This is a genomic window from Mycobacterium sp. IDUB_19 (genome assembly GCF_055419445.1).
In genome coordinates, this window is record NZ_JBVAXR010000010.1 from 69,755 (window position 1) to 96,602 (window position 26,848).

A 26,848-nucleotide genomic window follows, 5' to 3' on the forward strand; every position below is an offset into this window, starting at 1 on the left:
AACGAGCCCGGTGCACGCACAGCGTATCGATCAGGGATGAGACAGGTAACCGAAGGGCCGATCTTCGGTTGGGCGTGGCGCCAAAGATGTTGCGCGCCTTGAGAAATGAATCACCATCACGCTCGGCGTGTCCGCCGCAGGGATCGCTCCACCGAAAATCGACTGACGGCGTTCCTGTCTCCCAATTTCTGCTGGTACATCGCAGTGTCCGCACGGGCCGTCACCGAGGAAATGGGCTCGCCGGTGTGCGCAATAGTGGCGCCGATGCTCAGGGTCGCGTAGATCGCGTTTCCGGCAACGTCGATCGGTTCGGCGGCATGCCGGCGAATCTTTTCGGCGATCTCGGCGACCTCGTCGATGCCGTGGATGCCGGGCAGCAGGACGAGCATTTCGTCGCCTCCCGTCCGCCCCACCGTGTCCCCGCGTCGGACGCTTTCGCGGATGCGTGCCGCCAAGGTTGCCAGCACGACGTCGCCGATGCCGTGTCCCCAGGTGTCGTTGATGTCCTTGAAGTGGTCGACGTCGCAGAACAGGACGCCGACATATATTCCGGCAGGTCGCACTTGCTGCAGCTCGGACTCGAGACGCCCCATGGTCTCGGCCCGGTTCGCCAGCCCGGTGAGCGTGTCGAAACGGGCCAACCGTTCGAGTCGCTGCTCGGTCTCGACCTGATCGTCGGCGAGGCGCAGCGCCGCGATCAGCCCGTCGGCTTTGCCCTCGGCGTCGACATAAAGTTTCGCGTGGCCGTCGACCCATCGGTACCCGGAGTCGACGGAGCGGACCCGGAACCGGTGGATGACCGAATCGCCGTCGCCGATCCCCTGCAACGTGGTGGTGACCGTTTCGAGGTCGTCGGGATGAATGCGGCTGCTGAAGCCCCAGCCAAGCCACCGCTGCGGCGGCCCGCCCAGCGCGCCCGCGACGGACGGCGACACCCACGCGGCCTCACTGCCGCGCAGGTGAACGATGACGTCCACGGCGTTGTCGGCAAGGATCCGATAGCGCATCTCGGCGTCCGCGCGCAGGTTGCTGACCGCCTCCTTTTGTATCAGCTCTTTTTGCTCGCGCTGGCTCAGGTAAAACGTGACCGCCCCGACAATGAGCGTGCCGACCACGATCGAGAGGGTCCACTCCGCGTGCTCGCCGCGGAGGCCAAAAGCCAGGAAGGTCGCCCTGGACAGCGCCACGACGAGCGGAAAAGCGGCCAGGATGCCCGCCAACCGGACCAGCGAGCGCCAGTCGGGTCGGCTGAGGAGCAAAGCGAGCGGTGGCCGGTCAGGGCGCGCCAGCGACGCCGTGACGACGAGCAGCAGCAGAGCTGAGGCGGTCGCGATCGCCTGGCCGGTGGACGGCGACACGCCAGTGAGAACCATGGCATCGAACAAGTAGGCCGCGACTGTGACGAGCGGGATCGCCGCCCCGGCCGCCACGCAGAGGGGCCAGAGCAGGCGGACACCGCGATCCAGGCGTATCGGCCCAACCGTGGCACCGATGAGCAGCAGCGACGCGGCCGTCTGCGGGCTCGGACGCCCGGGCCAAGAGGATTGCCGCATCCGCACAGCTTCGCCAAACCACAGCTGGTCCAGGCCGAACGACCTACCGGTCGCGTACTCCGCGAGCACGACGACGGCGAAGGCAACCACCGCGAGAGCCAGGCCTCGGCCGACCCACACGCGCCCGCGCGACGAATGCCCCAACTGCGCCAGCGTCGCCGCCCCCAAGGTTGCCAGGCACAACGCGGTCCACGGTGTCATCACCGGCCAGGCCGGATAGAGCCGCGTCAACGGCTCGATATCAGTCGTCCAGCCCACCCATACTGCTGCGGCCACAGCGAGGACGATGATCACCGCTGCGCGAGCCAACCGCGGGAGCGCCGTTTCCAGACGCGTATCGGGGCCGGACCCGTCCATCAGCTGCGCCTTCCTCCCCGGGTGGCGTCTGGTGGTGGTCCCGCGGTGACGCCGAAGGGTTCAGCCCCAACATCTTGTATGAAAATGCTGACCCACGTCGAGGTCTCGACAAGAAAACCGCATCGAGATCGAGTAAATCGCTGCTGGCCGATGCCAGCGGACTATCGCGTCTCGTTATCGGGTAGGGCTTGCAGTACCACGGCGGTGTGCGGTTCGACCGTGAGCTTGCCTCCCCCGGGCACTTCGTCCGCGGGCGTCGTCTCCTGCGGTCCGGTGTACACCACAAGGTTCCACGCGGCGCCGAATTCCTTTGGCGGAAGAGTGAATTCGATCATCTCGTAGTGGGCGTTGAAACACAGCAGAAACGAGTCGTCGAGGACCCGCTGGCCCCGCGCATCGCGGTCGGGAATGCCGTGTCCGTTGAGGAACACCGCGACGGATTTCGCGAAGCTTGCACCCCAGTCCTCGTCGGTCATCTCGTCCCCGTCGGGAGCGAACCAGGCGATGTCGGGCAGCCCGTCCTGGCCGCGACGGCCCACCGGCTTGCCGGAAAAGAATCGCCGCCTGCGGAACACCGGGTGGTTCGCGCGCAACGCCGACACGGTGCGGGTGAATTCCAGCAGGCCGGTGTCGGCAGCGGCCCAATCGATCCAGGTCAGCTCGCTGTCCTGGCAGTAGCCGTTGTTGTTGCCGCTCTGGGTGCGACCGAGCTCGTCGCCGTGGCAGATCATCGGGACGCCCTGCGACAGCAGCAGCGTCGTCATGAAGTTGCGCTGCTGCCGGGCGCGCAGTTCGTTGATGCCGGCGTCGTCGGTCGGTCCTTCGGCACCGCAGTTCCAGGAGCGGTTATGGCTCTCGCCGTCGTTGTTGTCCTCGCCGTTGGCCTCGTTGTGCTTCTCGTTGTAGGAGACCAGATCACGCAGCGTGAACCCGTCGTGGGCGATGACGAAGTTGATCGAGGCCACCGGCCGGCGCCCGGTGTGCTCGTAGAGGTCGGCCGATCCGGACAGCCGGTAGGCGAACTCGTCAAGCGTGGCGGGCTCACCGCGCCAGAAGTCGCGGACGGTGTCGCGGTACTTTCCGTTCCACTCCGTCCACTGCGGCGGGAAATTACCCACTTGGTAGCCACCGGGTCCGACGTCCCACGGTTCGGCGATGAGCTTGACCTGGCTGACGGTCGGATCCTGTTGCACCAGTTCGAAGAACGTGGACAGTTTGTCCACATCGTAGAACTCGCGGGCCAGTGTGGAAGCCAGGTCGAACCGGAAGCCGTCGACGTGCATTTCGGTCACCCAGTAACGCAGCGAGTCCATGATCAGCTGCAGGGAGTGCGGGTGCCCGACGTTGAGACTGTTTCCGGTGCCCGTGTAGTCCATGTAGTACTGCTTGTCGTCGTCGACCAGCCGGTAGTACGCGGAGTTGTCGATACCGCGCATCGACAAGGTGGGACCCAGGTGGTTGCCCTCGGCGGTGTGGTTGTAGACGACGTCGAGGATCACCTCGATATTGGCTTCGTGCAGGGCGCGCACCATCGCCTTGAACTCCTGCACCTGTACCCCCGGGGAGGTGCCGGTGGAGTACTTGAAGTCGGGCGCGAGAAATCCAATTGTGTTGTAGCCCCAGTAATTCGACAGGCCTCGCTCGACCAGGGTGGAGTCGTTGGCGAAGTGGTGCACGGGCATCAGCTCGATCGCGGTGACGCCCAGGCTTTTGAGGTGGTCGATGATCACCGGATGCGCCACGGCCCCGTAGGTGCCGCGTATCTGCTCGGGAATGTCCGGATGAGTCTGGGTCAGACCCTTGACGTGCGCCTCGTAGATGACCGTGTCGGCATACTCGTGGTCGGGCGGGCGGTCGTTGCCCCAGTCGAAGTACGGGTTGATCACCACCGACTTGGGCATGCTCGTCGCGGAGTCGTCGTCATTGCGGCTGTCGGGCTCGCCGAAGGTGTAGCTGAACAGCGATTGGTTCCAGTCGAACGTGCCGTCGATGGCCTTCGAATACGGGTCCAGCAGCAGCTTGTTCGGGTTGCATCGCAGCCCCTCGGCGGGCTCGTATGGGCCGTAGACCCGATAGCCATAACGCTGGCCGGGTTCGATGGCCGGTATGTATCCGTGCCAGACGAAGTAGTCGACTTCGGGCAGGGTGATGCGCGTCTCGGCACCGTCGGCGGCGAACAAGCACAGCTCGACCCGCTCGGCGACCTCACTGAACAGCGCGAAGTTCGTGCCGGCGCCGTCGTATGTGGCGCCCAGCGGGTATGCCTTGCCCGGCCACAGTTCACCGGTGGGCGTCGGAGCAGGCGCGTCTGCTCTGGCCACGTCTGCTCTGGTCATGGCGCACTTGATACCCGAGACTTGCCGCGATCAAACAACTGTGCGAAACACCATAGTGGACTTGCTATTTCGCTACTCAAGCCTTATGGCCTGAGGGTGATCTTGACGGCTCCGTCCTGCTTCTTCTGGAAGATTTCGTAGGCGTGCGGGGCCTGGTCGAGGGGCAACACGTGCGTGGCGAAGTCGTCAACGCCGAGTGGGTCGTCGTCGGTCAGCAGCGGCATGATGTCGTCGACCCATCTCTTCACGTTGGCCTGCCCCATCCGCAGCGTCACTTGCTTGTCGAAGAGCGTGAGCATCGGGAGAGGGTCGGCCATCCCCCCGTAGACCCCGATCAGCGAGATCGTCCCGCCGCGCCGCACGATGTCGATCGCGGAGTACAGCGCGCTGAGCCGGTCCACACCGGCGGTCTGCATCATCCGTTTTGCGACCACATCCGGCAGTACCGCGGTGGCCTGCTGAGCGAACTTCGCAACCGGAGAACCATGCGCCTCCATGCCCACCGCGTCGATCACCGAATCCGGACCGCGGCCATCGGTCAGGTCCCGGATCTTGTCACCAAGAGAAGAGTCGAGACGCCCCATATCGATCGTGTGGATGCCCCGCTTCGCGGCGCGGGCCAGACGCTCCGGCACCAGGTCAACGGCGATCACCCGATAGCCCAGATGGTCGGCGATGCGAGCGGCCATGTCCCCGATCGGCCCCAGCCCGAGCACGGCTACGGTCCCCCCGTCCGGGATGTCGGCGTAGGCCACCGCCTGCCAGGCGGTCGGAAGCACATCGGATAGGTAGACAAACCGCGAATCCGGCGGTCCGGCAGGAACTTTGATGTGAGTGAACTGCGCCTGCGGAACGCGCAGCAGTTCGGCTTGGCCACCCGGGATTTCGCCGTAGAGCTCCGAATAGCCGAAAAGTGCTGCACCCATGCCTTGTTCGCGCACCTGGGTGGTTTCGCACTGCGTGAAGAGTTGCTTGTGGCACATGTGACAGGTGCCGCACGAGATCTGGAACGGAATCACCACGCGGTCGCCAACACGGAGGTCACCGGTTTCAGGCCCGGTCTCGCGGACGATTCCCATCGGTTCGTGTCCGAGGATGTCGCCCGGCTTCATGAACGCCCCGAGAATCTCGTAGAGATGCAGGTCGGACCCGCAGATGTTCGTCGAGGTGACTTCGATGATCGCATCGGTGGGCTGTTCGATCTTCGGATCGGGGACCGACTCCACGCGCACGTCGCGTTTGCCTTGCCAGGTCACAGCTTTCATGGTCACTCCTACTTGGACAGTTGCACCCTTCGGAATTGCTGGGCTGATACCCGTCTGCCGCCTGTCGAAACGGCGAACAGCGGTTTAGTCCGCCGAGCGCGGGTATCACGTCATGGTGACCGAGCCCGGACTGATCGTCGTGGGCAGCGGACCCTCCGGGGTGGCCGCGGCCGAGTCGTTCCGCGAGCACGACGGTCGCACACCGGTGCGGATCCTCACTGCTGATGTCGACCTGCCCTACGCCCGACCCCCATTGAGCAAGGAGTACCTGCGCGGCAAGGCCAACGACGTCGCACTGCACGACGCACAGTGGTTTGACGACCGGGAGATCGAACTCACCGCCGGTGCGGCAGTGGACCGGCTGGACCTCTCCGAGCACGCCCTCTACGTCGGTGCCCAACGATATGTGTTTGACACCTTGATCTTGGCGTGCGGCGCGGCTCCAGAGGCCCCGCCGATCCCCGGTGGGCAGCGAGCACTGCTGTTGCGCTCGCTGGCCGACGCCACCGCGCTGCGTGATGCCGCGGATACCGCGGCCTCCGCGGTGGTGATCGGTTCCGGATTCATCGGCTGCGAAGCGGCCGCATCTTTGGCGCTGCGCGGTGTGGCAGTGACTTTGGTTGCTCCCGAACCACTTCCGCAAGAAAAGCGACTCGGAAGGCAGGCGGCCGAACGCCTTCGCGATCTGGTGACCCACACCGGAGCCCACCATGTCGGCGGGGTCGAGGTCGAGGAAATCAACGACGCCGGCGTACGGCTGGACAATGGCGTCACCATCGATTGCGATCTCGTGCTCGCCGCTACGGGTGTCGCGCCGCAGAGTCACATCGCCGCCGAGGCCGGTTTGGAGATTCGTGACTCCCGCATCGTCGTCGGCGCCGATATGGGCACCTCGGTACCCGACGTCTTTGCCGCGGGTGACGTCGCGTTGGCGCGGCACGAGGTCGCGGGACGCCACCTGGCCACCGAACATTGGCAGGACGCGGCCGACCAGGGTGCGATCGCGGGAGCCACGGCCGCCGGTCAGGAAGTGAAATGGGATGGGGTGCCAGGGTTTTGGACAACCATCGGTGAGGCGACGCTGAAGTATCACGCCTGGGGCGATGGCTTCGAACGCTGCCGGATGCTCAACCGTTCCGACGGCTTCACGGTCTGGTACGAGTCGGGCAACGCAGTGGTCGGCGTGCTCACCTACAACGCGGACGACGACTACGACCTCGGCGAGCGGTTCATCGCCGAACGCCGGCCCACACCTTTTCCGATCGACGGCTAGGTCACCACTGTCAGCCAGCAAAAGCATCCCTATCGCGAAAGACAGCTGGCGATTCGTTTAATCCCATGTCGGGTCGGGCAATCCGCCAAGGTGGATAGCAACGACGACCAGATGCTGGACCAGTCCGAAAGCCTCGACTCCGACGAGGTTCGCAACGACGACGGCGACGAAGTGGTGGACCCACCCAACCGCTGGATCGATGCCGAGGATCATGAGTCCCTCGACGAGAAACTCGCGGCGGAGACTTCGGACAATCCCCGCGACGACCGACCGTCTGGCGAGGCAGACGACTCAGACGCAGGTGGCGGGATCGACGTGGTCAGCGACAACGAACTCGACCGCATCGACCCGACAAATTACGGGCGGGAACACGGCCAGATCGACGGGACCCCAGAGGACGGCGACTCATTCTTCGACATCGAACGGTGACCCGTGGCGGGTACGAGCCATCAGCGTGGGGTACCCGGTTGATCACGGGGCAGTCGCAAGCCCTCTTGCTGGATGCACTGGCCCCCCAGGATCCGACGGCGCAGCAATTCCACGTGGTCGCCTGACCCTAGGTGGCATCCTTGCGCCTGGATTTTGCGGCGTTGCGCAACGTGCGGTTCGTCGAGCGCAGATCGGTGTTTGACGCGGACAATTCCGCGTTGTCGTCTTCGAGGCTGAGGACCCGGGCGATACCGGCCAAGTTGACCCCCGCGTCCACCAACTCGCTGATGCGCCGCAGCCGGGCCAAATCATCGGCGCTATAGCGCCGGGTCCCGCCATCACTTCGCGCGGGGGCGAGCAGGCCGTAGCGCTCGTAGAGGCGCAGCGACTGCACGGGTACCCCGGAAAGTTCGGCGGCGACCGAGATGCCGTACACGCCATGGTCGGACGCCGGCGCACCGTTGCCGTGTGGAGGCTCAGTCATGGAGCACCTCCTCGATTGCTCGCACAGAAAAATTATTTATCACACTTGCACGGATCCGTCGACGGTGTTATATAAAACCTATGTCGTTTGACATAGGTTAATGCTAGCCGACAGCAACAGATTGGAGACAGAGATGACTGCAATGCTGATGCGTACCGACCCCTTCCGTGAGCTGGACCGTTTCGCGCAGCAAGTACTGGGCACGGCCGCCCGACCGGCCGTAATGCCGATGGACGCATGGCGCGAGGGCGAAGAATTCGTCGTCGAGTTCGACCTTCCCGGCATCAACGCCGACTCGCTGGACATCGACATCGAACGCAACGTGGTGACCGTGCGGGCCGAACGTCCGGCCGTCGACCCCAACCGGGAGATGTTGGCCACCGAACGACCGCGCGGGGTGTTCAGTCGACAACTCGTGCTGGGCGAGAACCTCGACACCGACAGAATCGAGGCCTCCTATACCGAAGGGGTTCTGCGCCTTCGCATCCCGGTCGCCGAGAAAGCCAAGCCGCGCAAAATAACGATCGGCCGCGGCGACGGGCTCAAGGCCGTCCACGACAACGTAGAAACGCGGGAGGTGATAGACGCCTGATTGAACGGTGGCAGGAGGCGGCGGCCACAACCGCTCACGGCCGCCGCCCGCCGCCAATCACAAACCGGCGCCGTCTGTTGTGACATGATTTGAAGCCGTCCTCGGCGTTGAACAGTCAGCGCCCCTAGGACTGACGCATTTCGCGAGTTCCCGCACCCTTCCGAAGCCATTCGATGCTGTGCTCGCACGTTCGTCGGTCCTGCCAGTGAACTGAACCCGAGGAGACGAAGTCGACATGAGTTGGGACCTCAATGGCCAATCGGCCGACGTCGAACAAGCCCTTGCCGGCGGCGCGCCGCAGCGGGCCGGCTGGTTCCGGTTCTACTTTTCCGACCAGCGCTGGGAGTGGTCGGAACAGGTGCAACGCATGCACGGATATGCGCCCGGCACCGTTACCCCGACCACCGAACTGGTGCTGTCACACAAACACCCGGACGACCGTGGACAGGTCGCGGCCACCATCGATCAGATCCTGAATACCCACCAGGCGTTCAGCACACGCCACCGAATCATTGATACCGGCGGACAGGTGCGCCAGGTCGTGGTCGTCGGTGACCAATTCCACGACGACCAGGGCGCAGTGATCGGAACGCACGGGTTCTACGTGGACGTCTCCCCTGCCCCCGACCAGACGCGCGAAGATCTCGTCACCGCGAAGCTCGCCGAGATCACCGAGCAGCGCGCCTGTATCGAGCAGGCCAAAGGGATGCTGATGTTCGTCTACGGCATCGGTGACAGCGCGGCCTTTGACTTACTCAAATGGCTGTCCCAGGAAGCCAATATCAAGCTGCGGCTGCTGGCAGAACAAATCTGCGATGACTTTCGCAGCGCGGGCCGCAACGGGACATCGCAATCGGACTTTGACCACTTACTGCTCACCGCACACGAGCGCGTCTACCCGACTTTCGCACGGGAATCGTAAGACCGCAGTCGTCTTGGAAAAGGGGCCTTGAACGCGTTACTTCTTACTCGGAATGACGATAACGACGATCAAGGTGAGGATCGAGAAGAACAGCCCGAGAATTCCCCAGCCCAGCGGGTTGCGGCCCTTGGTGGCGGCAATGAGGCCACAGACGATTGCCGCGATCACACTGCCGATGAAGACGAAAATCCCCTTGATCCCACGCAGAATGAAGCCTGCCGCAAGCGGATCCGAACTAGCCAGAATTACCGAGTGCAACATGTGAGGTCCTTTCCTCGTGAGAAGTCGTTACGGAATACCCTCACGATGGCGCCTCAAACCGCGATTCCCATTGCCCGTGGAATAGCGCCTTTTACCGCTGTGATCCGTTTGCCTGAGCCCACAAACGAAGGCTCAGAGTTCGCCGGAGAAATCGGCGGTGATCCAGCGGTCCGGGCGCACGGCGAACAACACACTGTCCTGATTTTCCATGCTGCGGACGAAGGCGCGTCCACCTTCTTCACCAAGGTAGCGGGTCGCGATCTCCTCCCGCACCTCTATCGGGGTCGGGTTGGTGGTCTCGACGACGGTGCCCTCGACGACCACATATTGATACGGCGGCTCTTCGCGCTGGACCACCAGCGTCACGACGCCGGCCCGCTCGATGAGTTTGGCCTTGCGAGAAGACGCGCCGGTGTTGACCCGGACGTTCCCACCAGGAACGTAGTCATACCAAATCGGGACACTGGCCGGCGGGCGGCCGTCTTCGGCAGCCACGGACAACACACCGACGTGCAGTGCTGCGAGAAACTCCTGACGTTGGGGCACGGTGAAAGCAGTCATGGCGACGTGAACGCGCCGGGGACTGCGGCCTATTCCCGCTAATTCGTGAACAACGCGGGGATCTTCACGACCAGCTCGTAAAGCCCATAGGCGAAGGGGACAGCCACCCATAACCAGGCGCCGACGCCCAGCAGCTTGCCGTGGGGCGATGTCGCCGCGATCGATCGGCCGGTCATCGTCCGCCCTCACCGGAAATCACGCCGGCCGGCTTTCGCGTATCGAGCCCTGCCACAACGAAGCTGGGTGGCCGTGGAGTACGAATCAGCTCATTGCACAGCACGCCGATCAGCAACAGGATCACCATGATCATGAACGACCACCGGTACCGCTCGGGCCCCACCACATGGGCAGCAACACGGTTGTCGGCAATCGCGTTGACAATCACCGGCCCGAGCACACCCGCGGTCGACCACGCCGTCAGCAGTCTGCCGTGGATCGCCCCGACTTCGAGGTAGCCGAACAGATCGCGCAGGTAGGCGGGCGCCGTCGCGAACCCAGCGCCGTAGAAGGACAGCAGCAAGATGCACACCACCAGGAACAGGGGCTTGCTCGAGTTTTGCGCGATGATCAAAACGACGTAGAGCGCCGCTCCGAGACCGAGGTAGAGCCGGTACATGTTCTTGCGGCCGACCCCGTCCGACGCCGACGACCAGAGTATGCGTCCCAACGAATTTGCCAACGACAGTATCGCGACGAATCCCGCCGCGGCCGCGGTCAACGCCGCGGGCGACGCCGCGCGTGGAAAGTAATCCCGGTAGATGGGTGCCGCCCGCTCCAGGATACCAATTCCCGCAGTGACGTTGAAGCACAGCACTATCCACAACAGCCAGAACTGGGGCATCCTGATCGCCTCATTCGCGCTGCGATCGGGGCCGGCGGCATGCGGCAACTTCGACGCGGCCACTCTGACGATGGGTGGTTCCCATTCATGCGGTGGCACGCGAACCAGGAGTACTCCCAGCGACATGAAGACGGCATACGCCACCCCCATGACCAGGAACGTCGCGGCAAGCCCGGGCCGGTCGGTGCCGAACCATTTCATCAACTGCGACGACCAGGGAGAGGCGATCAGCGCACCGCCGCCAAACCCCATGATGGCGAAGCCGGTCGCCATGCCCGGCCGGTCGGGAAACCATTTCATCAACGTGGAAACCGGTGAGATGTAACCGATTCCAAGGCCGATACCGCCGATGACACCGTAGCCGACGATGATCAGCCACATCTGACCCATCTCGGCCGCTGCGGCGGCGACGAGCAACCCACCGCAGAAGCACGATGTCGCAACGAACATCGCCCACCGAGGCCCTCGCCTCTCGACCGTCGTGCCGAAGACGGCCGCCGACGCGCCCAGCATGACAATGCCAAGCGTGAATGGCATAGCACTCAAAAGCCCTGACGCCCCAAGCGTTTCATGCAGTGGCAGTTTGAAGACGCTCCAGGAGTAAACGCTGCCGATTGCCAGGTGTATCGAGAGCGCAGCGGGGGGAACGAGCCATCTACTCCATCCGGGGCCAGCAACGATTCGATCGCGCGACAGAACTGCAGCAGACATCACTGTCCTCTTTCCACCCAGCGGTCCCCTCTGGCATGAGAACGCCCAGGAGTTTCACGTCAGCGACCAATTGGTAAGCAAGACAGAAACATCCGGCATCGACTTCACTTTGCTTTGTGGGGTAACAGCCGACGATTCTCGGCAAGTTCACCCGATGCTAGCGACCCAGGTCATACGGTGAAGTCGAGGAACTGTGATGAAAACGCTTGTAGTCAAGGGCGACTACCGAGTCGCGCGCCCCACTATCAGTGGATGGACGATGCGTGGCATACCGCGCCACACGACATCATCGGCCACGACAGCAAATCCGCAGGCGCGCATCAACTCCCCGGTCGGCCGGTTGCAGCAGCACCCGCCGGCGAAGCCGCGCCACGGGCGGAACAGGTAGTCCTGCCAGGCCGCGAGTAACCGCGAACTCGCGCGTACATGTTCGACGAACAGCAACTGCCCACCGGGGCGCAGCACCCGCGCGATCTCGTGCAGCGCACGTTCGGGATCCTCGACGGTGCAAAGGACCAGCGTCGAGACGACGGTGTCCACGGACTCATCGGGCAGCGGTAGGCACTCGGCGGGCGCGTCGATGATCCGAGCCGGGCGGGCAAGCCGCTGTAGCCGACGCGCAAGCTTGCGGCGCATGGCCGGCTCGGGCTCCATCAGCACGAGATCCTCGATGCCCTCGGGATAGTGCGCGATGTTCAGGCCGGTCCCCGCACCGATCTCGACGACACGCCCGCGGGCGCCGCTCACCAGCACCCGCCTCCGACGGCGCATGCCCGCGAGCTCCCCGAGCCATACAAACGGGTCGTACACCAGGGCCATAATCCGCAGCCACGCCGCGGAGCGCGGGCGCATTTGTAGTTCGGTGGCGGTCTCGGTCATGGCGCAAACGTAGAAGAGGCCTCCGGGCGTACGCATCGCCCAGGGCGGCCATCTTTCACCGATGGCCCGTTTCGGCTACGTCAGAGCAGTCCGAGGCGCGCGGCCTCGGCAACGGCGGCGGTCCGCGAAGTGCGCCCCAGCTTGCGGCGGATGTTCGCGACGTGGCGGTGCACGGTATGCGGGCTCAGCACGAGGTGCTCGGCGATCTCGCGATCGTGCAGACCACGCGCCAGGCAGGCGAGGATCTCGCGCTCTCGGGCGGTGAGCAGGACCGGCTCCGGCGCGCTCGCGTGCTGCGGCGACGGCGTCGACGGGCCCAGCGACTCGCGACATGCGCGCGCGACCGAATCCGCGTCGCCGTGCCAGGGGAAATGCGCGCTCCCGGGCAGCGAGATCAACGCAGCACCGGGGATCGCGGCCGCGACCTCACGCCCGAGCCGGTACGGCACGGCCCGGTCGTCGCGACGATGCACGACCAGCGTCGCAGAGCAGACCTTGGGAAGGTACGTGCGGACGTCGAGGCGATAGACCAGGCCCAACAACGCGGCGGCGGCCTCGGCGGTCGCCGCCTCTCGCTGCAGCCGCGCGAAGCGTTCGTGCTCCGCGGATTCGGCGGCGCCGAGGAACATGTTGCTGAGCAAACGGGAGCCGAGCCCCCAATGCGCGCGGACCGCCGCGATGATCGCGTCGCCCACTCCCGGTTCGGTGATCACCGAGCCATCGGCGTACGACCCGTACAACACCAACCGCTCGACCCGCTCGGGATACGTTGCGGCAAAAGCGATTGCGGTGCAGCTCCCGCAGGAGCCGCCCAACAGCGACACGCGCTCGAGCCCGAGCTCGTCGAGGAGCGCGCGCAGCATCGCCACTTCGGCGTCCAAGGTCAGGTCCGAATCGCGCAAGGCACGGTCCGACATGCCGACGCCGAGCCGGTCGTAGCGGATCAGCGTGTATCCCTCGGCGACACTTTCCCAGAATCGCCGGAAACCGTCGCTTTCCCAGTCGAGTTCGAGATGGCTCACCCACCACGCCGGAGCGACGAGCGGCGGACCGTCGCCGCGTACGTCGTACGCCACGCGGCGGCCGCCAACGCGCAGGAACCGGATCTCGGACTTCGCCAGCATCGCAACGAGCGTACGACGGCGTTCTGGCCACAGAAAGGAAGCTGCGTTGTCCCTCTGCGCTGCGACGTCAGGCTAAGCCGGCACCCAGATAGACGAACTCCACCACGGCGGTCACGCCACATAGCGCCAACACCGCCGTCATGACCCAATAGTCGACCCGGCCGGGGCGCGATCGAGCAGCAGAGAGCTGCCCGTACCCGCCTCGCGCGGTGATCGCATCACCCATCTCATCACCGCGTCGTAACGCCACGGTGATCACCGCAGCCATCAGATCCACGCACTCGTTGAACCACCACCGTGCGCGTGCCCGCCTCCCCGACACCACCGGTCGCGGCCGTAGCCGCCGGGCCGCATAGAGCACCCGGAACTCCTCGACCAGCATCGGAAACGCCCGCAGACCCAGTGCGACCGCTACCGACCATGCCTCAACCGGAATCCGCAGGCGTCGCAGCGGCCTACCCAGGCGGGCCAGTGCGGGCGCGATCTCGGCGACGTTGGTGGTCCATGAGACCAGCGCGCCCAGGCCCAGCACGATCACCGTCATCGCCAAGAACTGCAGATATTGCAACAGGCCACCGAGCGGCACCCCGACGGAGGCCACCGTAAGAACCGGGCTACCCCCGGACATTGCCGCGGAAGCGATGGTCAACAGCAGCGTCACCCACGCCCAGCGCGGAATCGTCGGGGCCGCACCACGCGGGATGCGCGCCCACCGCATCGCACCTGCCACCACACCGGCGGCCACCGCGATGGCGGCCCATCCCGGACAGATGGCCAGCAGGATCGCTATCGCGGCGACCACAACCATTTTCGTGCCCGCCCACATCCGATGCACCGCGCTATCACCGGGCACCGGCGTCAACAACACCGGCGAGCGGGGCGCACGTCGCCGCGACTGATCCACCGGCGGCCGCGCGTCAAGAACGCCGCTCGACGCCGCCCCTGAGACGGTGCCGTTCGTGAGGTGCAGCGTGCGCGGGCAGACCTCCTCCAGGCCCGAGAAGTCGTGGGATATCACGACGACCGTCAGACCTGTCTTTCGACGCAGCTCCGCCAACAGCCGCACCAGCCCCTCGGCGCTGGCCGCGTCCAATCCGGCCAGTGGCTCATCGAGGATCAACGCTCGCGGCGAGCGGGCCAGCAAGCCGGCCAACACAACTCGGCGCATTTGTCCGCCACTGAGCTGGTCGATGCGCCGGTCGGCCAACCCGGGATCCAGGCCGACCATCATCAGCGCCGACTCGATACGCGCGCGGTCATGCACGTCGAACAATGCCGCAGAAGCGATCTCGAGCCCGACACGTTCACGCATCAGTTGCAGCCGCGCCGCCTGAAACGACAACGCCACCGCACCGACCTGCTCGGAGGCCGGTCGCCCGTCGATCAGGCAGCGTCCGGCCGTCGGTTCGATCAGGCCGGCCATGATCCACGCCAGCGTGGACTTACCCGATCCATTGTCGCCGTGAATCAGGATGCCGTCGCCCTCCTCGACGGTGAGACTGATGTCGCGCAGCGCCGTCTTGGCCCACGGCCCGCCGTAGCCGTATTCGTGCCAAATCCCGTCCAGTTCAAAAACTCTCGCGCGGCCTGAACCGGTCGCAGCGAGCCCCGGCGAGGGGGTGGCTGCCGCGAGGACCATCCCGGCATTATCCGCGGCCGCGGCCCCATTGCCGTCGAGCCGCAGCACCCGATCGGCCGCTTCGGCCTCCCGGCGGTAATGCGTGATGTGAGCCAGCGACATGTCCCGATGCCGAGTCAGCCCGGACAGCACCGCCATCAGCGACTCCCGCCCGCGCTGATCCACCATGCTGGTGACCTCGTCGGCGATCAACAATGACGGCTGGCGCGCCAACGCCGCAGCGACCGCCAGCCGCTGCAGCTCCCCTCCTGACAGTCCGTTGGTGTCGCGCTCGGCCATCCCGCCAAGTCCCACCTCGCTCAGCAACCCAGTGATGTCGGTGGCGGTTCCGGGCGGCAATCCCCACACGACGTCATCGGCGACGCGTGTTCCCAGCACCTGGCTTTCGGGATGCTGCATGATGACCGCGGTGCCGCCGACGCACCCCAGCCCCACCGCTCCGGCGCGCTCGATCGTTCCCGCCGTGGGCTCGCGCCCGGCCAGCACCAGCATCAGCGTCGTCTTGCCCGATCCGTTGGACCCGGTAATCGCGAGGTGCTCCCCCGGCTGCACTGTCAGCGACACCGGCCCGAGGGCGTTGCGGTCGGCGCGGGGATAACGGAACGTCACATCGTCGAGCCGTGCCGGCACGGGTCCCACCGGCCCCTCACACTCGGGTGCGTTCAGCTTGTGCACATCCGGGATACCGGCCAACCGGCTCAACACCCGCGTCAACGCCCACCAGCTGATCAGCGTGGCGATGCCGATCCCGACGACCGACGAAGCAGCGATCAGCACCGGCCAATAGCTCATCGCCGTGGTGTAAACGGATTTGAGCAGCAGCGCCGGGGCGCCCAGCTGGGGAATCCAGGACATCACGGCGACCGTGCCGTCGACGTTGGCCGTCAATGAGTCGAACGCCAACTTCCTTAGCGGAGCCAGCACCGCCAGTGCCGCAACGGTTCCCACGCCCAGCAACGCGCCGGCACCCAACCCGACGGCGGCCACCGTCGGCGCACCCAGGCCCCGCCGCTTGACGATCCCGGTCAATCCGCCCACGTATCCGCAGCCGGCCACCGCCGCGACGCCGCCGGTGCCCGCGATCAAGAACGCGATGGTGCACCCGGCCACAGTGCTGATAACGAGCACGGAGAGACGGTAGCGGTAGGCCAGCAACCCCATCGGCACGCTGCCCAGCACCGACAACGCCCCCGCAAACGGAATGACCGACCCCAGGATCGCCGCGGCTGCCACCAGGGCCGCGATCACCGCGGCCTGGCCCATTTGCGCGGGCGCCATCTGACGCACGGTGGAACGGATCGGCCGCACGTCAAGGGCCGTCATAGGACCCGACCTGACGCCGAGGGCAACTCATGTACAACGGTCATCCATCCAGTGTCCGAGTCGCCGCTGAGAACTCACTGAGACGACCGTGACGGCGCTCACCTCCGCCTGGCCACGTTGCGTTAGCGTCGTCGGCATGACCCTCAAAGAGATCGCCCTGACCACCCTCGACGGCAAGCCGACCACGCTGGCCGAATTGTCCGACGGCGCAACGCTGGTCGTGAACGTCGCCTCCAAGTGCGGGCTGACTCCGCAATACACGGCACTCGAGAAACTCGCCAAGGACTACGGCGACCGTGGCCTGACGGTCGTCGGCGTCCCGTGCAACCAGTTCATGGGCCAGGAACCGGGCACGGCCGATGACATCCAGGAGTTCTGCTCGACGACTTACGGGGTGACGTTCCCGCTGCTGGCGAAGACAGACGTCAATGGCGATGACCGCCACCCGCTGTACGACGAGCTGACGAAGGCCCCCGATGCCGATGGCGGGTCAGGCGACATCCAGTGGAACTTCGAGAAGTTCCTGATCGGACCCGGCGGTGAGGTGGTCAACCGATTCCGGCCCCGCACCGAGCCCGACGCCCCCGAGGTGATCAGCGCCATCGAGGCCGTGCTGCCTCGATAGGCGGGCGGGACGAAAGTGGCCCCCGGAGAAATCTCCGAGGGCCACTCGCTAGTAGCGGGGACAGGATTCGAACCTGCGACCTCTGGGTTATGAGCCCAGCGAGCTACCGAGCTGCTCCACCCCGCGTTGGTAAATGCCAGGTTACCGAACCGGTGTCGAGCCGACCAAATCGCGGGCTCAGCGGGGGTCGCGGCGCTGGTCAATGCTCCCTAGTGGGAGGGCGGGTTCAACCCGTAGCGCTGCGCGATGTCGTCCATCCAGGCCGGCGACCCGTAAGTCAGCCCGTACTTGTCGGCCAGCTCGCCGAACTCGGGCAATTCGTGCAGGGCCATGCCCACCGGGTCGTCCGCGTGCTCGACCAGCAGCTCACCGAGCTCGCGGAAATAGTTCTCGAACCCACCCGGGGTGATGATCTCGACGATGCGCCCCGGCACGCTGCCCGCATTCCACATCGCGTGCATCTGCCCGCGCGGCTTGGTGATGTAGCCGCCGGGACCGAGAACCACTTCGCTGTCATCGGAGCGGAAGCCGATCTCACCCGCCAGCACGATCGAATGCTCGTCCTCGCGAGTGTGCCGGTGCGCCGCGGTGAGCAAGCCGACCTCAAACGGATGCTCGACGATGGACACCTCGCCGTTGTTGGTCTTGCCGGACAGTTTGAACACCGCCCCGAAGCCCGGGAGAGTTACGACGTCGCCCTCCCCCGGCTGCACGACGGTGACCCCGATTTCATTCGGACTGGTCATTTGACCTACCTTCCTCGGAAATCCCTTGCGCTGCAATGCTTCGGCCGTCATCCCACCGCCGCCGGCAGGTCGCTCTGTGGCGGCCAGAGTGGCTGCGGCACTTCGATTCCGAATGGCTTGCCCCAGCCGTTTCGCGATGAAACCTCGTGCACGGGATGGCGATTGGCTGCGACGCCCCACTTGCCAAGCGGGTAACCCAGTGTCAGCATGGCCGACATTTTCCAGCCCTCCTCGACCGGCACGCCCAGTAAGTCGTTCACCTCGTCTTCGAAATTGCGGAGCACCATCGTCATGACGCCGCCGACGCCCTCAGCCCGGGCGGCGAGCAATGCACTCCAGATCGCCGGGTAGATGTTGGCGCCGCCGAGGTCGTCGATGGCGAAGACGAAGAGCAACAGGGGAATTTCCTCGAAATGGTCGGCGAGGTAATTCCCCGACCCCTTCATTCGGCGCATCGTTTCGGCATGAGCTGCCGGGTCCGCGCCGGGCGCCGTCGCGACCATCGGTCCCGTCCCCGTCTTGAACTTCTCGTATTCAAGAGCGCGGGCCTTCCGGAACAGGTGGGCGAATTGGCGTATGAGTTCCGGATCATCGACGGCCACGAAGTGCCAGCGTTGGGTGTTTCCCCCGTTCGGGGCGCGGACCGCCGCATCGAGGATGCGGGCCTGCGTGTCCAGCGGAATCGGATCCGGCTGCAATCGCCGCATCATCCTGGTGGTGTACAGCGCTTCGTGGATGTCCATTTCTCCATTCCTTTCAGTTACTCGGGCCAGGTGTTGTTCAAGATGATGTCGACGAAGTTCTCGCGGGTGAATGCGGGGTCGAAGTGGGCGAGCACGTCGTCGTTGACGGTGCCGAAGGTGCTGTGCGGGCGGTGCTTCATCCCGTCGTTGAACGCCGTCAGGATGCGCTGCTTGAAATTCGGGCGGGGATGCGCAGCGGTGATCGCGGCCAGAGCCTCGGGGGAAAGCTCGTCGCGGTCGATGCCGAGCACGTCGGTTTCCACACCGGCGGTGACGAGGGCGACCTCGGGTGCCAGGAACTCGGGGATGCCGGGAGTGGTGTGCAGAGCGATGCTCAGCCACACCTTGTCGGCGTCGGCTTCATCGACGTCATGCTCCAACAGGAACTTCCGCGCCGCGTTGGCGCTGTCTACCTCGAAACGCAGCGTCGAGGTGCGATAGCGCTCGGTGAGGCCCAGATCGTGGAACATCGCCCCCGCGTAGAGCAGCTCCAGATTTGCGTCCACTCCGCGGCGGCGTCCCTGCAGCGCTCCGAACAGGAACACGCGGCGGGAGTGATCGAAGAGCAAGTCGTCTTCGGCGTCGCGGATGTACGCGGTGATCTCGCGTACCAGGGGGGTGTCGGGTATCGCGATGTCGGCAATGGTGTCCATCAACTGAATATCCATGATCTCGTCTCCTCGTTGGTCGTGGTTGTCAGTTTGCGGGGGCACGGGCGAACCGGCCCATGTCGTTCCAGCCGTCTTCTCCACAGAAAGCGACACAATGGCGTCGTGGCCGAAGCCGGAGTGCGTTCGCGGGTGGTGGTAATCGTCGTCTTCGACGGGGTGACGCTGTTGGATGTCGCGGGGGCGGGTGAAGTCTTCGTCGAGGCCAACCGGTTCGGCGCCGACTACCGACTCAAAATCGCATCGGTGGACGGGGGCGACGTGACCAGCTCGATCGGGACCCGATTGGGTGTCACCGACCGCATTTCGGCAATCGATGCCGCCGACACCGTGCTGGTCGCCGGCAGCGACAATCTGCCCAGCCAAGCGATCGACCCCGCGCTTGTCGAGGCGATCAGATCGGTGTCGGCCCGGACCCGGCGCCTCGCGTCCATTTGCACCGGGTCGTTCATCCTTGCCCAGGCCGGCCTGCTCCGCGGCCGGCGCGCCACCACACACTGGCACGACACGCGCCTATTGGCCCGGGCCTTCCCGGACATCGCCGTGGAGCCGGACGCGATCTTCGTCCGCGACGGCGATGTCTTCACCTCGGCCGGAATTTCGTCGGGGATCGACCTCGCGCTGGCGTTGGTCGAATTGGATTACGGGACCGAGCTGGTCCGTGACGTGGCGCGGTGGCTGGTCGTGTATCTCAAACGCGCGGGCGGCCAGTCACAGTTCTCGGTGTTGGTCGAGGCCGATCCACCGGCCGGGTCGCCGCTGCGCGCGGTCACCGATGCGATCGCGGCCGATCCCGCTCACGACCACAGCGTGAAGAAGCTCGCGGCCACGGCATCGTTGAGTACCCGTCAGCTGACCCGGCTGTTTCAGTCCGAGCTGGGAATGACACCGGCGCGCTATGTCGAGTTGGTGCGCATCGATTTCGCGCGTGCCGGGCTCGAAGCCGGCCGAAGCGTCACCGAGGCAGCGCATCTCGCGGGTTTCGGCAGCATCGAGACACTGCGGCGGGTATTCGTCAACCACCTGGGCATCAGCCCGAAAGCCTACCGGGATAGGTTCCGCACGGCCTGTGCGTGAAGACGGCGGTCTACTTCGTGTTGTTGTACTTGGTGATGGCGTCGTCGAGCCGCTGCAGCGCAGCGCCGTAGGCGGCGAAATCACCCTTCTTCTGCGCGTCGCGCGCGGCACCGATTGCCGTCTGAATGTCTTGGAGCGCAGCGGCTTTGGCCGGAGACAATGTCGTCGTACCGTCCGGAGCCGGGGGCACCGCCGCGGGTGGCGGCCCAGAGCCCGGTGCCGCGGCCGGGGCCGGTGGGCCGGCGGGCGGGGCCTGGGGCGCACCGCCGTCGGTGGGTACGATCCCCGTCGCGGCCGCACCCGCACCCGGCCCGAACAAGCCCGTGAGCGCGTCACCGACGGTGGGACCGTAGCCGATCTTGTCGTTGTACATCATCGCCACCCGGATCAACCGCGGGTACGACGAGGCGGCGTCGCTGGCGCCCGGAGAGGCGTACACGGGTTCGACATATAGCAGCCCACCCTGAGCAACCGGCAGCGTCAGCAAGTTGCCCCAACGTATTCGGTTCTGGTTGTCTCGCCCGATCACACCGAGGTCTTGCGATACCGCCGGGTCGGTGGTGATCGCGTTATTGGCCAGCTTCGGCCCGTTGACCTGACCCGGGATGGTCAGCACGGTGATCTTGCCGTACGTCGCGGGATCGGAGCTGGCGCTGATATAGGCGGCCAGATAATCGCGCTTGAACCTGTTCATCGCGCTCGTCAACTGGTACGAGGACGAATTATCTTGCTTAGCAATATTTTTCGCGACGATGTAATACGGCGGTTGATAGCTGCTGGCGGTCGGATTCGGGTCCAGCGGCACATCCCAGAAATCCGAGGTGGAGAAGAACGTCACGGGGTCGTTGACGTGATACTTCGCCAGCAGCATCCGCTGCACCTTGAACAGGTCCTCGGGATAACGCAAGTGCTCGGCAAGCTCGGGGCTGATGTCACTCTTTGGCTTCACCGTCCCCGGGAACACCTGCATCCAGGCCTTCAGCACCGGATCCTGCTCGTCCTGCTGGTAGAGCGTGACGGTCCCGTCGTAGGCGTCCACCGTGGCCTTCACCGAGTTACGGATGTAGGACACCTGCTTGTCGGGACCCAGCCGGTTGAACGCCACCTCGGTGGAGTCGGCGGTCGCGGACTCCAGCGAAGTGAGCTCGGAGTACGGGTAGTTGTCCAACGTGGTGTAGCCGTCGATGATCCACACCAGGCGCTTGTTGACGATCGCCGGGTACACCGAGCTGTCGGTCGTCAGCCACGGTGCAACCGCCTCCACCCGCGCCGCCGGATCCCGGTTGAACAGGATCTTGCTGTTGGAGCCGATCACGTTGGAAAACAGGAAGTTTCGCTCGGCGAACTTGGCGGCGAACACGCTGCGGGACAGCCAATCACCGATCGGGACTCCCCCGAGCCCGGTGTAGGTGTAGTTCTTGGTTTCGGTGTTGGTCTCGTAGTCGTATTCGCGGTCGGCGCCGTTGCGTCCGACGATCGCGTAGTCGGCCGAGGTGTTGGAGATGACAGGTCCGTAGTAGATACGCGGCTGGTCCAGCGGTGCCGGCCCGTCGGAGACCACGCCGCCGTTGGCGCCGACGACGTTGGCGAGAAACTCCGGGTACCCGCCGTTCTGGGTGGGATCGTTGGCGATGCCACGCACGGTGTTGGCCGGAGACGCGATAAAGCCGTTGCCATGGGTGTAGACCGTGTGCCGGTTGATCCAGTCGCGCTGGTTGTCGATCAGCCTGTCCGGGTTGAGTTCTCGGGCCGCGACCACGTAATCACGCAACGAGCCGTTGCGGTCCAGGTAACGGTCGATGGACAGCTGGTCGGGGAAGTAGTAGAAGTTCTTGCCCTGCTGGAACTGGGTGAACGCGGGGCTGATGATCGTCGGGTCGAGCAACCGGATGTTCGAGGTCGTCGCGCGGTCGGCCGCGACCTGCTGGGCGGTGGCCTGGCCGTCGCCGCTGTAATTGCGATAGGTCACCTGGTCGGCCGTCAGCCCATACGCTTGCCGCGTGGCAGTGATACTTCGGCCGATGTATTCGCTTTCCTTTTGCGCGGCATTGGGTCTCACGCTGATCTGCTCGACGACCAACGGCCACCCGGCGCCCACGATCAACGACGACAGCAACAACAGAACCAGACCGATGGCCGGAATCCGCAAGTCGCGCAGCACGACCGCGGAAAATACCGCGGCGGCGCAAATCACCGCGATCGCCATCAGGATCAGCTTCGCCGGCAACACCGCATTGATGTCGGTATATCCGGCGCCGGTGAACGGCTTGCCGCCGCGTGTGTGCGACAGCAGCTCATAGCGGTCCAGCCAATACGCGAGAGCCTTCAGCAGTACCAGCGTGCCGATCAGGCTGACCAGCTGAATCCGCGCCGAGCGACTCAGGGCCCCGGTGCGGCCGGACAGCCGAATGCCACCAAAGATGTACTGCGCCAACAGGTTGGCCACGAACGCCAGGAACACCGACACAAACAGGTAGCTGAGCACCAGCCGGTAGAACGGCAGCTCGAACGCATAGAAGCCCAGGTCCTTACCGAACTGCGGATCCCTGATCCCAAAGTCTTGGCCGTGCAAGAACAGCTGGATGCGCACCCAGTAGCTCTGCGCGATGACGCCGGCCAGCAGACCGATCGCCGCCGGAACACCGATGGCCACCAGCCGCAGCCGAGACATGACCACGGTGCGGTACCGCGCGACCGGATCGTTGTCGTTGCTCGGGACGAAGACCGGGCGGGTGCGGTAGGCCATCGCGAGCCCGGCGAACACGATGCCGCCCACCAACAGGCCGGCGATCAGGAACACCACGATGCGTGTCGTCAGCACGGTGGTGAACACCGAGCGGTAGCCGAGCTCCCCGAACCACAACCAGTCGACGTAGGCGTCGATGAGCCGTGGGCCGGCGAGCAACAACGCGATCACACCCAGCGCGATCAAGATCAGAATCCGGCTGCGCCGGGTAAGTTTCGGCATCCTTGCGGTGGGTCGCATCCCCACTAGCTACGCTCCCTGATCAATGTGACCTGGACGTCACAACTGTACGCACCGCAGCACGCGGAATCGCGGGCTAGCAACTCGGTGCCTGACCTCCTTGTTGGATCGCATGTAGCGCGTCCACCGCTTGACCGAGGGTCTCGACCTTGACCAGGCGCAAACCATGCGGATTGTCCGAGTTCGCTTCGTAGCAATTCTTCGCGGGCACCAGGAACACCGTGGCGCCGGCTTCCTGAGCGGCGACCATCTTGTGCGTGATGCCACCGATCTGGCCGACCTTGCCGTCGGACGAGATCGTTCCGGTCCCCGCGATGAACGTCGAGCCGGCCAGATCGCCGGTGGTCAGCTTGTCGACAACGGCCAGGCTGAACATCAGGCCGGCCGACGGCCCGCCCACATTGGCGAGGTTGAAGTCCACCGAGAACGGCGCCCAGGGTGCATCGAGCACCGCGACACCCAGGAAGCCGTAGTCGCGGTCCTTGTTTGTGCCCAGCGTGATTTGCGCGACGCCGGCCGGTTCGTTCTTGCGGCGGTAGTCGATGGTCACCATCTGGCTGGGCTTGGTGTTCTTCAGCAGTCCGGTGAACTGCTCGACATTGACCACCGGGGTCCCGTTGACCGCGTCGATGGCGTCACCGGCCTTCAGCTTGCCCGCCGACGGGCCGGGGTCGGTGACGGTCGCGATCGTGACCGCGGGCGCGAATTTCAGATAGCCCAGAGCGGCGTAGGCGGCGCTGTCCTCGGAATCTTTGAAGTCGGCGTTGTTGGCCTTGTCGACGTCATCGCGGGACTTGCCGGGCGGGTAGATCAGGTCGCGCGGTACCAGCTGTTCCTGCCCGGAGAACCACAGCGTGAGGGCCTCACCAAGCGTCAGATCGTCACGCTGCGACACCGTCGTCATGTTGAGATGACCGGTGGTCGGATGGGTTTGGGTGCCTTCGATCGCGACCACCTGCTTGCCGTCGACCTCACCAAGCGTGTCGAAAGTCGGCCCGGGGCCCAGCGAGACGAACGGCACCGTCACCACCGCGAGCAACACACCGAAGACCAGGATCGGCACCAGCGCGACCATCAAGGTGAGAATCCGCCTGTTCACGCCGCTTACCCTAACCGGACCCAACCGTTGTTCGTTCAGCTGCAAGCGTGACGCCGGATGGACCCTCCTGTTCCTACGGTGGGTACCGTTGAGGTTATGGCTGACCTGCCTTTCGGCTTCTCCCACGGAGAAGACCCCGAGCGCGACAAGCACGGGAAGAACGATCCCGAGTCCGGCTCGGGCGCGTCAGACCCGCTCGGCGCGTTCGGCATGGGCGGGGATTTCAACATGGGTGACCTGGGCCAAATCTTCACGCAGCTCGGTCAGATGTTCAGCAACGCAGGCACGACGCCGGCCGGGGGCGCCCCGTCGGGACCCGTCAACTACGAACTGGCGCGTCAAGTCGCGTCCAGCTCGATTGGATTTGTCGCTCCGATCCCCGCCACGACGAGCTCGGCGATCGCCGACGCGGTACACCTCGCCGAGACCTGGCTCGACGGCGTCACCGCGCTGCCCGCCGGTACCACCAAGGCGGTCGGCTGGGGCCCCAACGACTGGGTGGACAACACCCTGGAGACCTGGAAGCGGCTGTGCGACCCGATGGCCCAACAGATCTCGACGGTCTGGGCGTCTTCGCTGCCCGAGGAAGCCAAGGGCATGGCCGGCCCGCTGATGGCGATGATGTCGCAGATGGGCGGCATGGCGTTCGGGTCGCAGTTGGGCCAGGCCCTGGGCCGGTTGTCCCGCGAGGTGCTGACGTCGACCGATATCGGTCTGCCGCTGGGGCCCAAGGGCCTGGCGGCGATCATGCCGGAGGCCGTCGAGGCGTTTGCCGCCGGGCTCGAGCAGCCCCGCAGCGAAATCATGACATTTCTGGGCGCCCGCGAAGCGGCCCACCACCGGCTGTTCAGCCATGTTCCCTGGTTGGCCAGCCAGCTGCTGGGCGCCGTCGAGGCCTACGCCATGGGCATGAAGATCGACATGAGCGGGATCGAGGAGCTGGCGCGCGACTTCAACCCCGCGTCGCTGTCCGACCCGGCCGCGATCGAAAACCTGCTCGGCCAAGGTGTCTTCGAGCCCAAGGCAACGCCGGCGCAGACCCAGACGCTGGAGCGCCTGGAGACGCTGCTCGCGCTGATCGAGGGCTGGGTGCAGGTCGTGGTGACCGCGTCCCTGGGCGATCGGATTCCGGGTGCGGCCGCGCTGAGCGAGACGCTGCGCCGGCGCCGGGCCAGCGGAGGCCCGGCCGAGCAGACGTTCGCCACCCTGGTCGGCCTGGAATTACGGCCGCGCAAGCTGCGGGAAGCCGCCGCGCTTTGGGAGCGCCTGACCGAAGCCGCCGGTGTCGACGTGCGCGACGGCATCTGGCAACACCCCGATTTGCTGCCGGGTGCCGAGGATCTCGACGAGCCGGCTGGTTTCATCGACCGGGTCATCGGCGGCGACACCTCCGGTATCGACGAAGCGATCGCCCGCCTCGAACAAGAGGACCCGGGCGCAGGCGGCGGTTCTGCCGACAACTGAACGGGCAACGCCGGCGGTGATCCGCTTTATTGGAATTACGTCCAATAAGATGCCGGCCGTTTGCTGAGAGTGCTACCTTGTCGACCAACCGATTGTCCGACTGGCCTTGGCGGCAACATGTTCAACTGCCGGATTGCAACCGCGGTGCGCACTGCCTTGGTTTGCGCTGGTATCGCCATGGCCAACGTTTCGCTGGTATCGGCGTGCGGGCTGGCGCCTCCATCGATGCGTGCGGCGACGCCCTCACCGATCACCGCGACCAGCGGCACGTACGGCAATCCGCCGGCGACCGCGAGGACGGCCGCCGGCGGTGTGTACGGCGACCCGGTCGCGGCCGCCAAGTATTGGGTGCAGCAGTCGACGGAGGACACCTGTGGGCTGGCTTCCGTGGCCGATGTGGTGGGTGAGGTCACCGGCACCCCTGCTACGGAGCAGCAGATCATCAAACTGGCACAGAAAACTCCGTCGGTGATCCGCGACGGTCCGATTTACCTGCCCACCGGCGACCCGGGCCACGAAACCGAGAAAGGTGGCATCGATGCGGCCGACACGGTCGTGCTGCTCGACCACTACGGCATCAAATCGCGCATGACCTGGGACAAATACCCCGATGAGGTGACGCTCTCTGCGCTAGAGCAGGATCTCGGCGCCAACCGCAAGGTCATCGCCTGGGTCAATGGCGGAACCATCTTGGACAGCAGCGACCAGCGCAAGACGGCCGATCACTTGCTCGTTGTCACCGGGATCGACACCGACAATGAGACCGTTCACCTCAACGACCCCTACGCCGACTACGGCGATACGAAGGTCAGCATCACGAGATTCATGACCGCTTGGAAAGCCGGGCAGCAAACGATCATCGTTACAGCGCCGGCCAGCTGACCTGTCGA

24 protein-coding genes, 1 tRNA gene and 1 pseudogene are annotated in these 26,848 nt (G+C 65.1%); 8 read left to right on the forward strand and 18 right to left on the reverse strand.

Annotated features, from left to right (window positions below):
• Nucleotides 1–116: 116 nt before the first annotated feature.
• The 3 genes from ACZY0B_RS10900 to ACZY0B_RS10910 form a co-directional block, all read right to left on the reverse strand.
• On the reverse strand, nt 117–1,910 hold the full coding sequence (locus tag ACZY0B_RS10900; RefSeq protein WP_463764114.1) for a diguanylate cyclase domain-containing protein: 1,794 nt from the start codon (nt 1,908–1,910) through the stop codon (nt 117–119).
• A 161-nt stretch (nt 1,911–2,071) separates the two neighbouring features.
• Nucleotides 2,072–4,246: a glycogen debranching protein GlgX gene (gene glgX / locus ACZY0B_RS10905; RefSeq protein WP_463764115.1), complete on the reverse strand. Its 2,175-nt coding sequence runs from the start codon at nt 4,244–4,246 to the stop codon at nt 2,072–2,074.
• 83 nt (nt 4,247–4,329) lie between these two features.
• The gene (locus tag ACZY0B_RS10910; RefSeq protein WP_463764116.1) at nt 4,330–5,511 is read right to left on the reverse strand and encodes a zinc-dependent alcohol dehydrogenase; all 1,182 of its coding nucleotides are present in this window, start codon (nt 5,509–5,511) and stop codon (nt 4,330–4,332) included.
• Between the two features lie 112 nt (nt 5,512–5,623).
• On the opposite strand from ACZY0B_RS10910, the gene ACZY0B_RS10915 reads away from it, so the two are divergent.
• On the forward strand, nt 5,624–6,784 hold the full coding sequence (locus tag ACZY0B_RS10915) for an NAD(P)/FAD-dependent oxidoreductase (protein ID WP_463764117.1): 1,161 nt from the start codon (nt 5,624–5,626) through the stop codon (nt 6,782–6,784).
• 111 nt (nt 6,785–6,895) lie between these two features.
• A complete protein-coding gene (locus ACZY0B_RS10920; protein ID WP_463764187.1) occupies nt 6,896–7,213 on the forward strand; it encodes a hypothetical protein in 318 nt (105 codons plus the stop codon).
• 127 nt (nt 7,214–7,340) lie between these two features.
• Here ACZY0B_RS10920 and ACZY0B_RS10925 read toward each other — a convergent pair whose 3' ends face one another.
• Nucleotides 7,341–7,697, reverse strand: a complete 357-nt coding sequence (locus ACZY0B_RS10925) for a MerR family transcriptional regulator (RefSeq protein WP_463764118.1) — start codon at nt 7,695–7,697, stop codon at nt 7,341–7,343.
• A gap of 142 nt (nt 7,698–7,839) precedes the next feature.
• Between ACZY0B_RS10925 and ACZY0B_RS10930 the strand changes: the two genes are divergently transcribed.
• Both ACZY0B_RS10930 and ACZY0B_RS10935 read left to right on the forward strand, forming a co-directional pair.
• The gene (locus ACZY0B_RS10930; protein ID WP_463764188.1) at nt 7,840–8,289 is read left to right on the forward strand and encodes an Hsp20/alpha crystallin family protein; all 450 of its coding nucleotides are present in this window, start codon (nt 7,840–7,842) and stop codon (nt 8,287–8,289) included.
• 235 nt (nt 8,290–8,524) lie between these two features.
• A complete protein-coding gene (locus tag ACZY0B_RS10935; protein WP_463764119.1) occupies nt 8,525–9,211 on the forward strand; it encodes a PAS and ANTAR domain-containing protein in 687 nt (228 codons plus the stop codon).
• Between the two features lie 36 nt (nt 9,212–9,247).
• Here the strand turns inward: ACZY0B_RS10935 and ACZY0B_RS10940 are convergent, their stop codons facing one another.
• From ACZY0B_RS10940 to ACZY0B_RS10975, 8 genes and pseudogenes are all read right to left on the reverse strand, one after another.
• Nucleotides 9,248–9,472: a deoxyribodipyrimidine photolyase gene (locus ACZY0B_RS10940; RefSeq protein WP_463764120.1), complete on the reverse strand. Its 225-nt coding sequence runs from the start codon at nt 9,470–9,472 to the stop codon at nt 9,248–9,250.
• A 132-nt stretch (nt 9,473–9,604) separates the two neighbouring features.
• Complete coding sequence (locus ACZY0B_RS10945; RefSeq protein ID WP_463764121.1) at nt 9,605–10,033, reverse strand: pyridoxamine 5'-phosphate oxidase family protein; 429 nt, start codon at nt 10,031–10,033, stop codon at nt 9,605–9,607.
• Between the two features lie 38 nt (nt 10,034–10,071).
• Nucleotides 10,072–10,209 (reverse strand): MFS transporter small subunit, encoded by a 138-nt coding sequence (locus ACZY0B_RS10950; protein ID WP_463764122.1) that lies wholly within the window; start codon nt 10,207–10,209, stop codon nt 10,072–10,074.
• Nucleotides 10,206–11,585, reverse strand: coding sequence for an OFA family MFS transporter (locus ACZY0B_RS10955; protein ID WP_463764124.1), 1,380 nt, complete (start codon nt 11,583–11,585; stop codon nt 10,206–10,208). The genes ACZY0B_RS10950 and ACZY0B_RS10955 overlap by 4 nt, the downstream gene beginning before the upstream one ends.
• 222 nt (nt 11,586–11,807) lie before the next feature.
• Nucleotides 11,808–12,464 carry a class I SAM-dependent methyltransferase gene (locus tag ACZY0B_RS10960; protein WP_463764125.1) on the reverse strand — a complete coding sequence of 219 codons (657 nt, stop codon included), beginning with the start codon at nt 12,462–12,464 and terminating at the stop codon, nt 11,808–11,810.
• A gap of 80 nt (nt 12,465–12,544) precedes the next feature.
• Nucleotides 12,545–13,588 carry an alpha/beta fold hydrolase gene (locus ACZY0B_RS10965; RefSeq protein ID WP_463764126.1) on the reverse strand — a complete coding sequence of 348 codons (1,044 nt, stop codon included), beginning with the start codon at nt 13,586–13,588 and terminating at the stop codon, nt 12,545–12,547.
• Between the two features lie 67 nt (nt 13,589–13,655).
• Complete coding sequence (locus tag ACZY0B_RS10970; protein WP_463764189.1) at nt 13,656–14,492, reverse strand: energy-coupling factor transporter transmembrane component T family protein; 837 nt, start codon at nt 14,490–14,492, stop codon at nt 13,656–13,658.
• A gap of 24 nt (nt 14,493–14,516) precedes the next feature.
• Nucleotides 14,517–16,550: pseudogene (locus ACZY0B_RS10975) on the reverse strand (ABC transporter ATP-binding protein); the annotation flags it as partial.
• A gap of 136 nt (nt 16,551–16,686) precedes the next feature.
• Here ACZY0B_RS10975 and ACZY0B_RS10980 point away from each other — a divergent pair.
• Nucleotides 16,687–17,175: a glutathione peroxidase gene (locus ACZY0B_RS10980; RefSeq protein WP_463764127.1), complete on the forward strand. Its 489-nt coding sequence runs from the start codon at nt 16,687–16,689 to the stop codon at nt 17,173–17,175.
• Between the two features lie 52 nt (nt 17,176–17,227).
• Here ACZY0B_RS10980 and ACZY0B_RS10985 read toward each other — a convergent pair.
• The 4 genes from ACZY0B_RS10985 to ACZY0B_RS11000 form a co-directional block, all read right to left on the reverse strand.
• Nucleotides 17,228–17,301, reverse strand: a tRNA-Met gene (locus tag ACZY0B_RS10985).
• 83 nt (nt 17,302–17,384) lie between these two features.
• A complete protein-coding gene (locus tag ACZY0B_RS10990) occupies nt 17,385–17,921 on the reverse strand; it encodes a cupin domain-containing protein (protein WP_463764128.1) in 537 nt (178 codons plus the stop codon).
• Between the two features lie 47 nt (nt 17,922–17,968).
• Nucleotides 17,969–18,664 (reverse strand): nitroreductase family protein, encoded by a 696-nt coding sequence (locus ACZY0B_RS10995; protein ID WP_463764129.1) that lies wholly within the window; start codon nt 18,662–18,664, stop codon nt 17,969–17,971.
• A gap of 17 nt (nt 18,665–18,681) precedes the next feature.
• Nucleotides 18,682–19,332 (reverse strand): HD domain-containing protein, encoded by a 651-nt coding sequence (locus ACZY0B_RS11000; RefSeq protein ID WP_463764130.1) that lies wholly within the window; start codon nt 19,330–19,332, stop codon nt 18,682–18,684.
• A 105-nt stretch (nt 19,333–19,437) separates the two neighbouring features.
• On the opposite strand from ACZY0B_RS11000, the gene ACZY0B_RS11005 reads away from it, so the two are divergent.
• A complete protein-coding gene (locus ACZY0B_RS11005; protein WP_463764131.1) occupies nt 19,438–20,409 on the forward strand; it encodes a GlxA family transcriptional regulator in 972 nt (323 codons plus the stop codon).
• A gap of 10 nt (nt 20,410–20,419) precedes the next feature.
• Here the strand turns inward: ACZY0B_RS11005 and ACZY0B_RS11010 are convergent, their stop codons facing one another.
• Nucleotides 20,420–23,401 (reverse strand): UPF0182 family protein, encoded by a 2,982-nt coding sequence (locus ACZY0B_RS11010; RefSeq protein ID WP_463764132.1) that lies wholly within the window; start codon nt 23,399–23,401, stop codon nt 20,420–20,422.
• Nucleotides 23,402–23,471: 70 nt separating this feature from the next.
• Nucleotides 23,472–24,494 carry a YlbL family protein gene (locus ACZY0B_RS11015; protein ID WP_463764133.1) on the reverse strand — a complete coding sequence of 341 codons (1,023 nt, stop codon included), beginning with the start codon at nt 24,492–24,494 and terminating at the stop codon, nt 23,472–23,474.
• 78 nt (nt 24,495–24,572) lie between these two features.
• Between ACZY0B_RS11015 and ACZY0B_RS11020 the strand changes: the two genes are divergently transcribed.
• The gene (locus ACZY0B_RS11020) at nt 24,573–25,958 is read left to right on the forward strand and encodes a zinc-dependent metalloprotease (RefSeq protein WP_463764134.1); all 1,386 of its coding nucleotides are present in this window, start codon (nt 24,573–24,575) and stop codon (nt 25,956–25,958) included.
• A 177-nt stretch (nt 25,959–26,135) separates the two neighbouring features.
• Complete coding sequence (locus ACZY0B_RS11025) at nt 26,136–26,840, forward strand: C39 family peptidase (RefSeq protein ID WP_463764135.1); 705 nt, start codon at nt 26,136–26,138, stop codon at nt 26,838–26,840.
• Nucleotides 26,841–26,848: the final 8 nt, after the last annotated feature.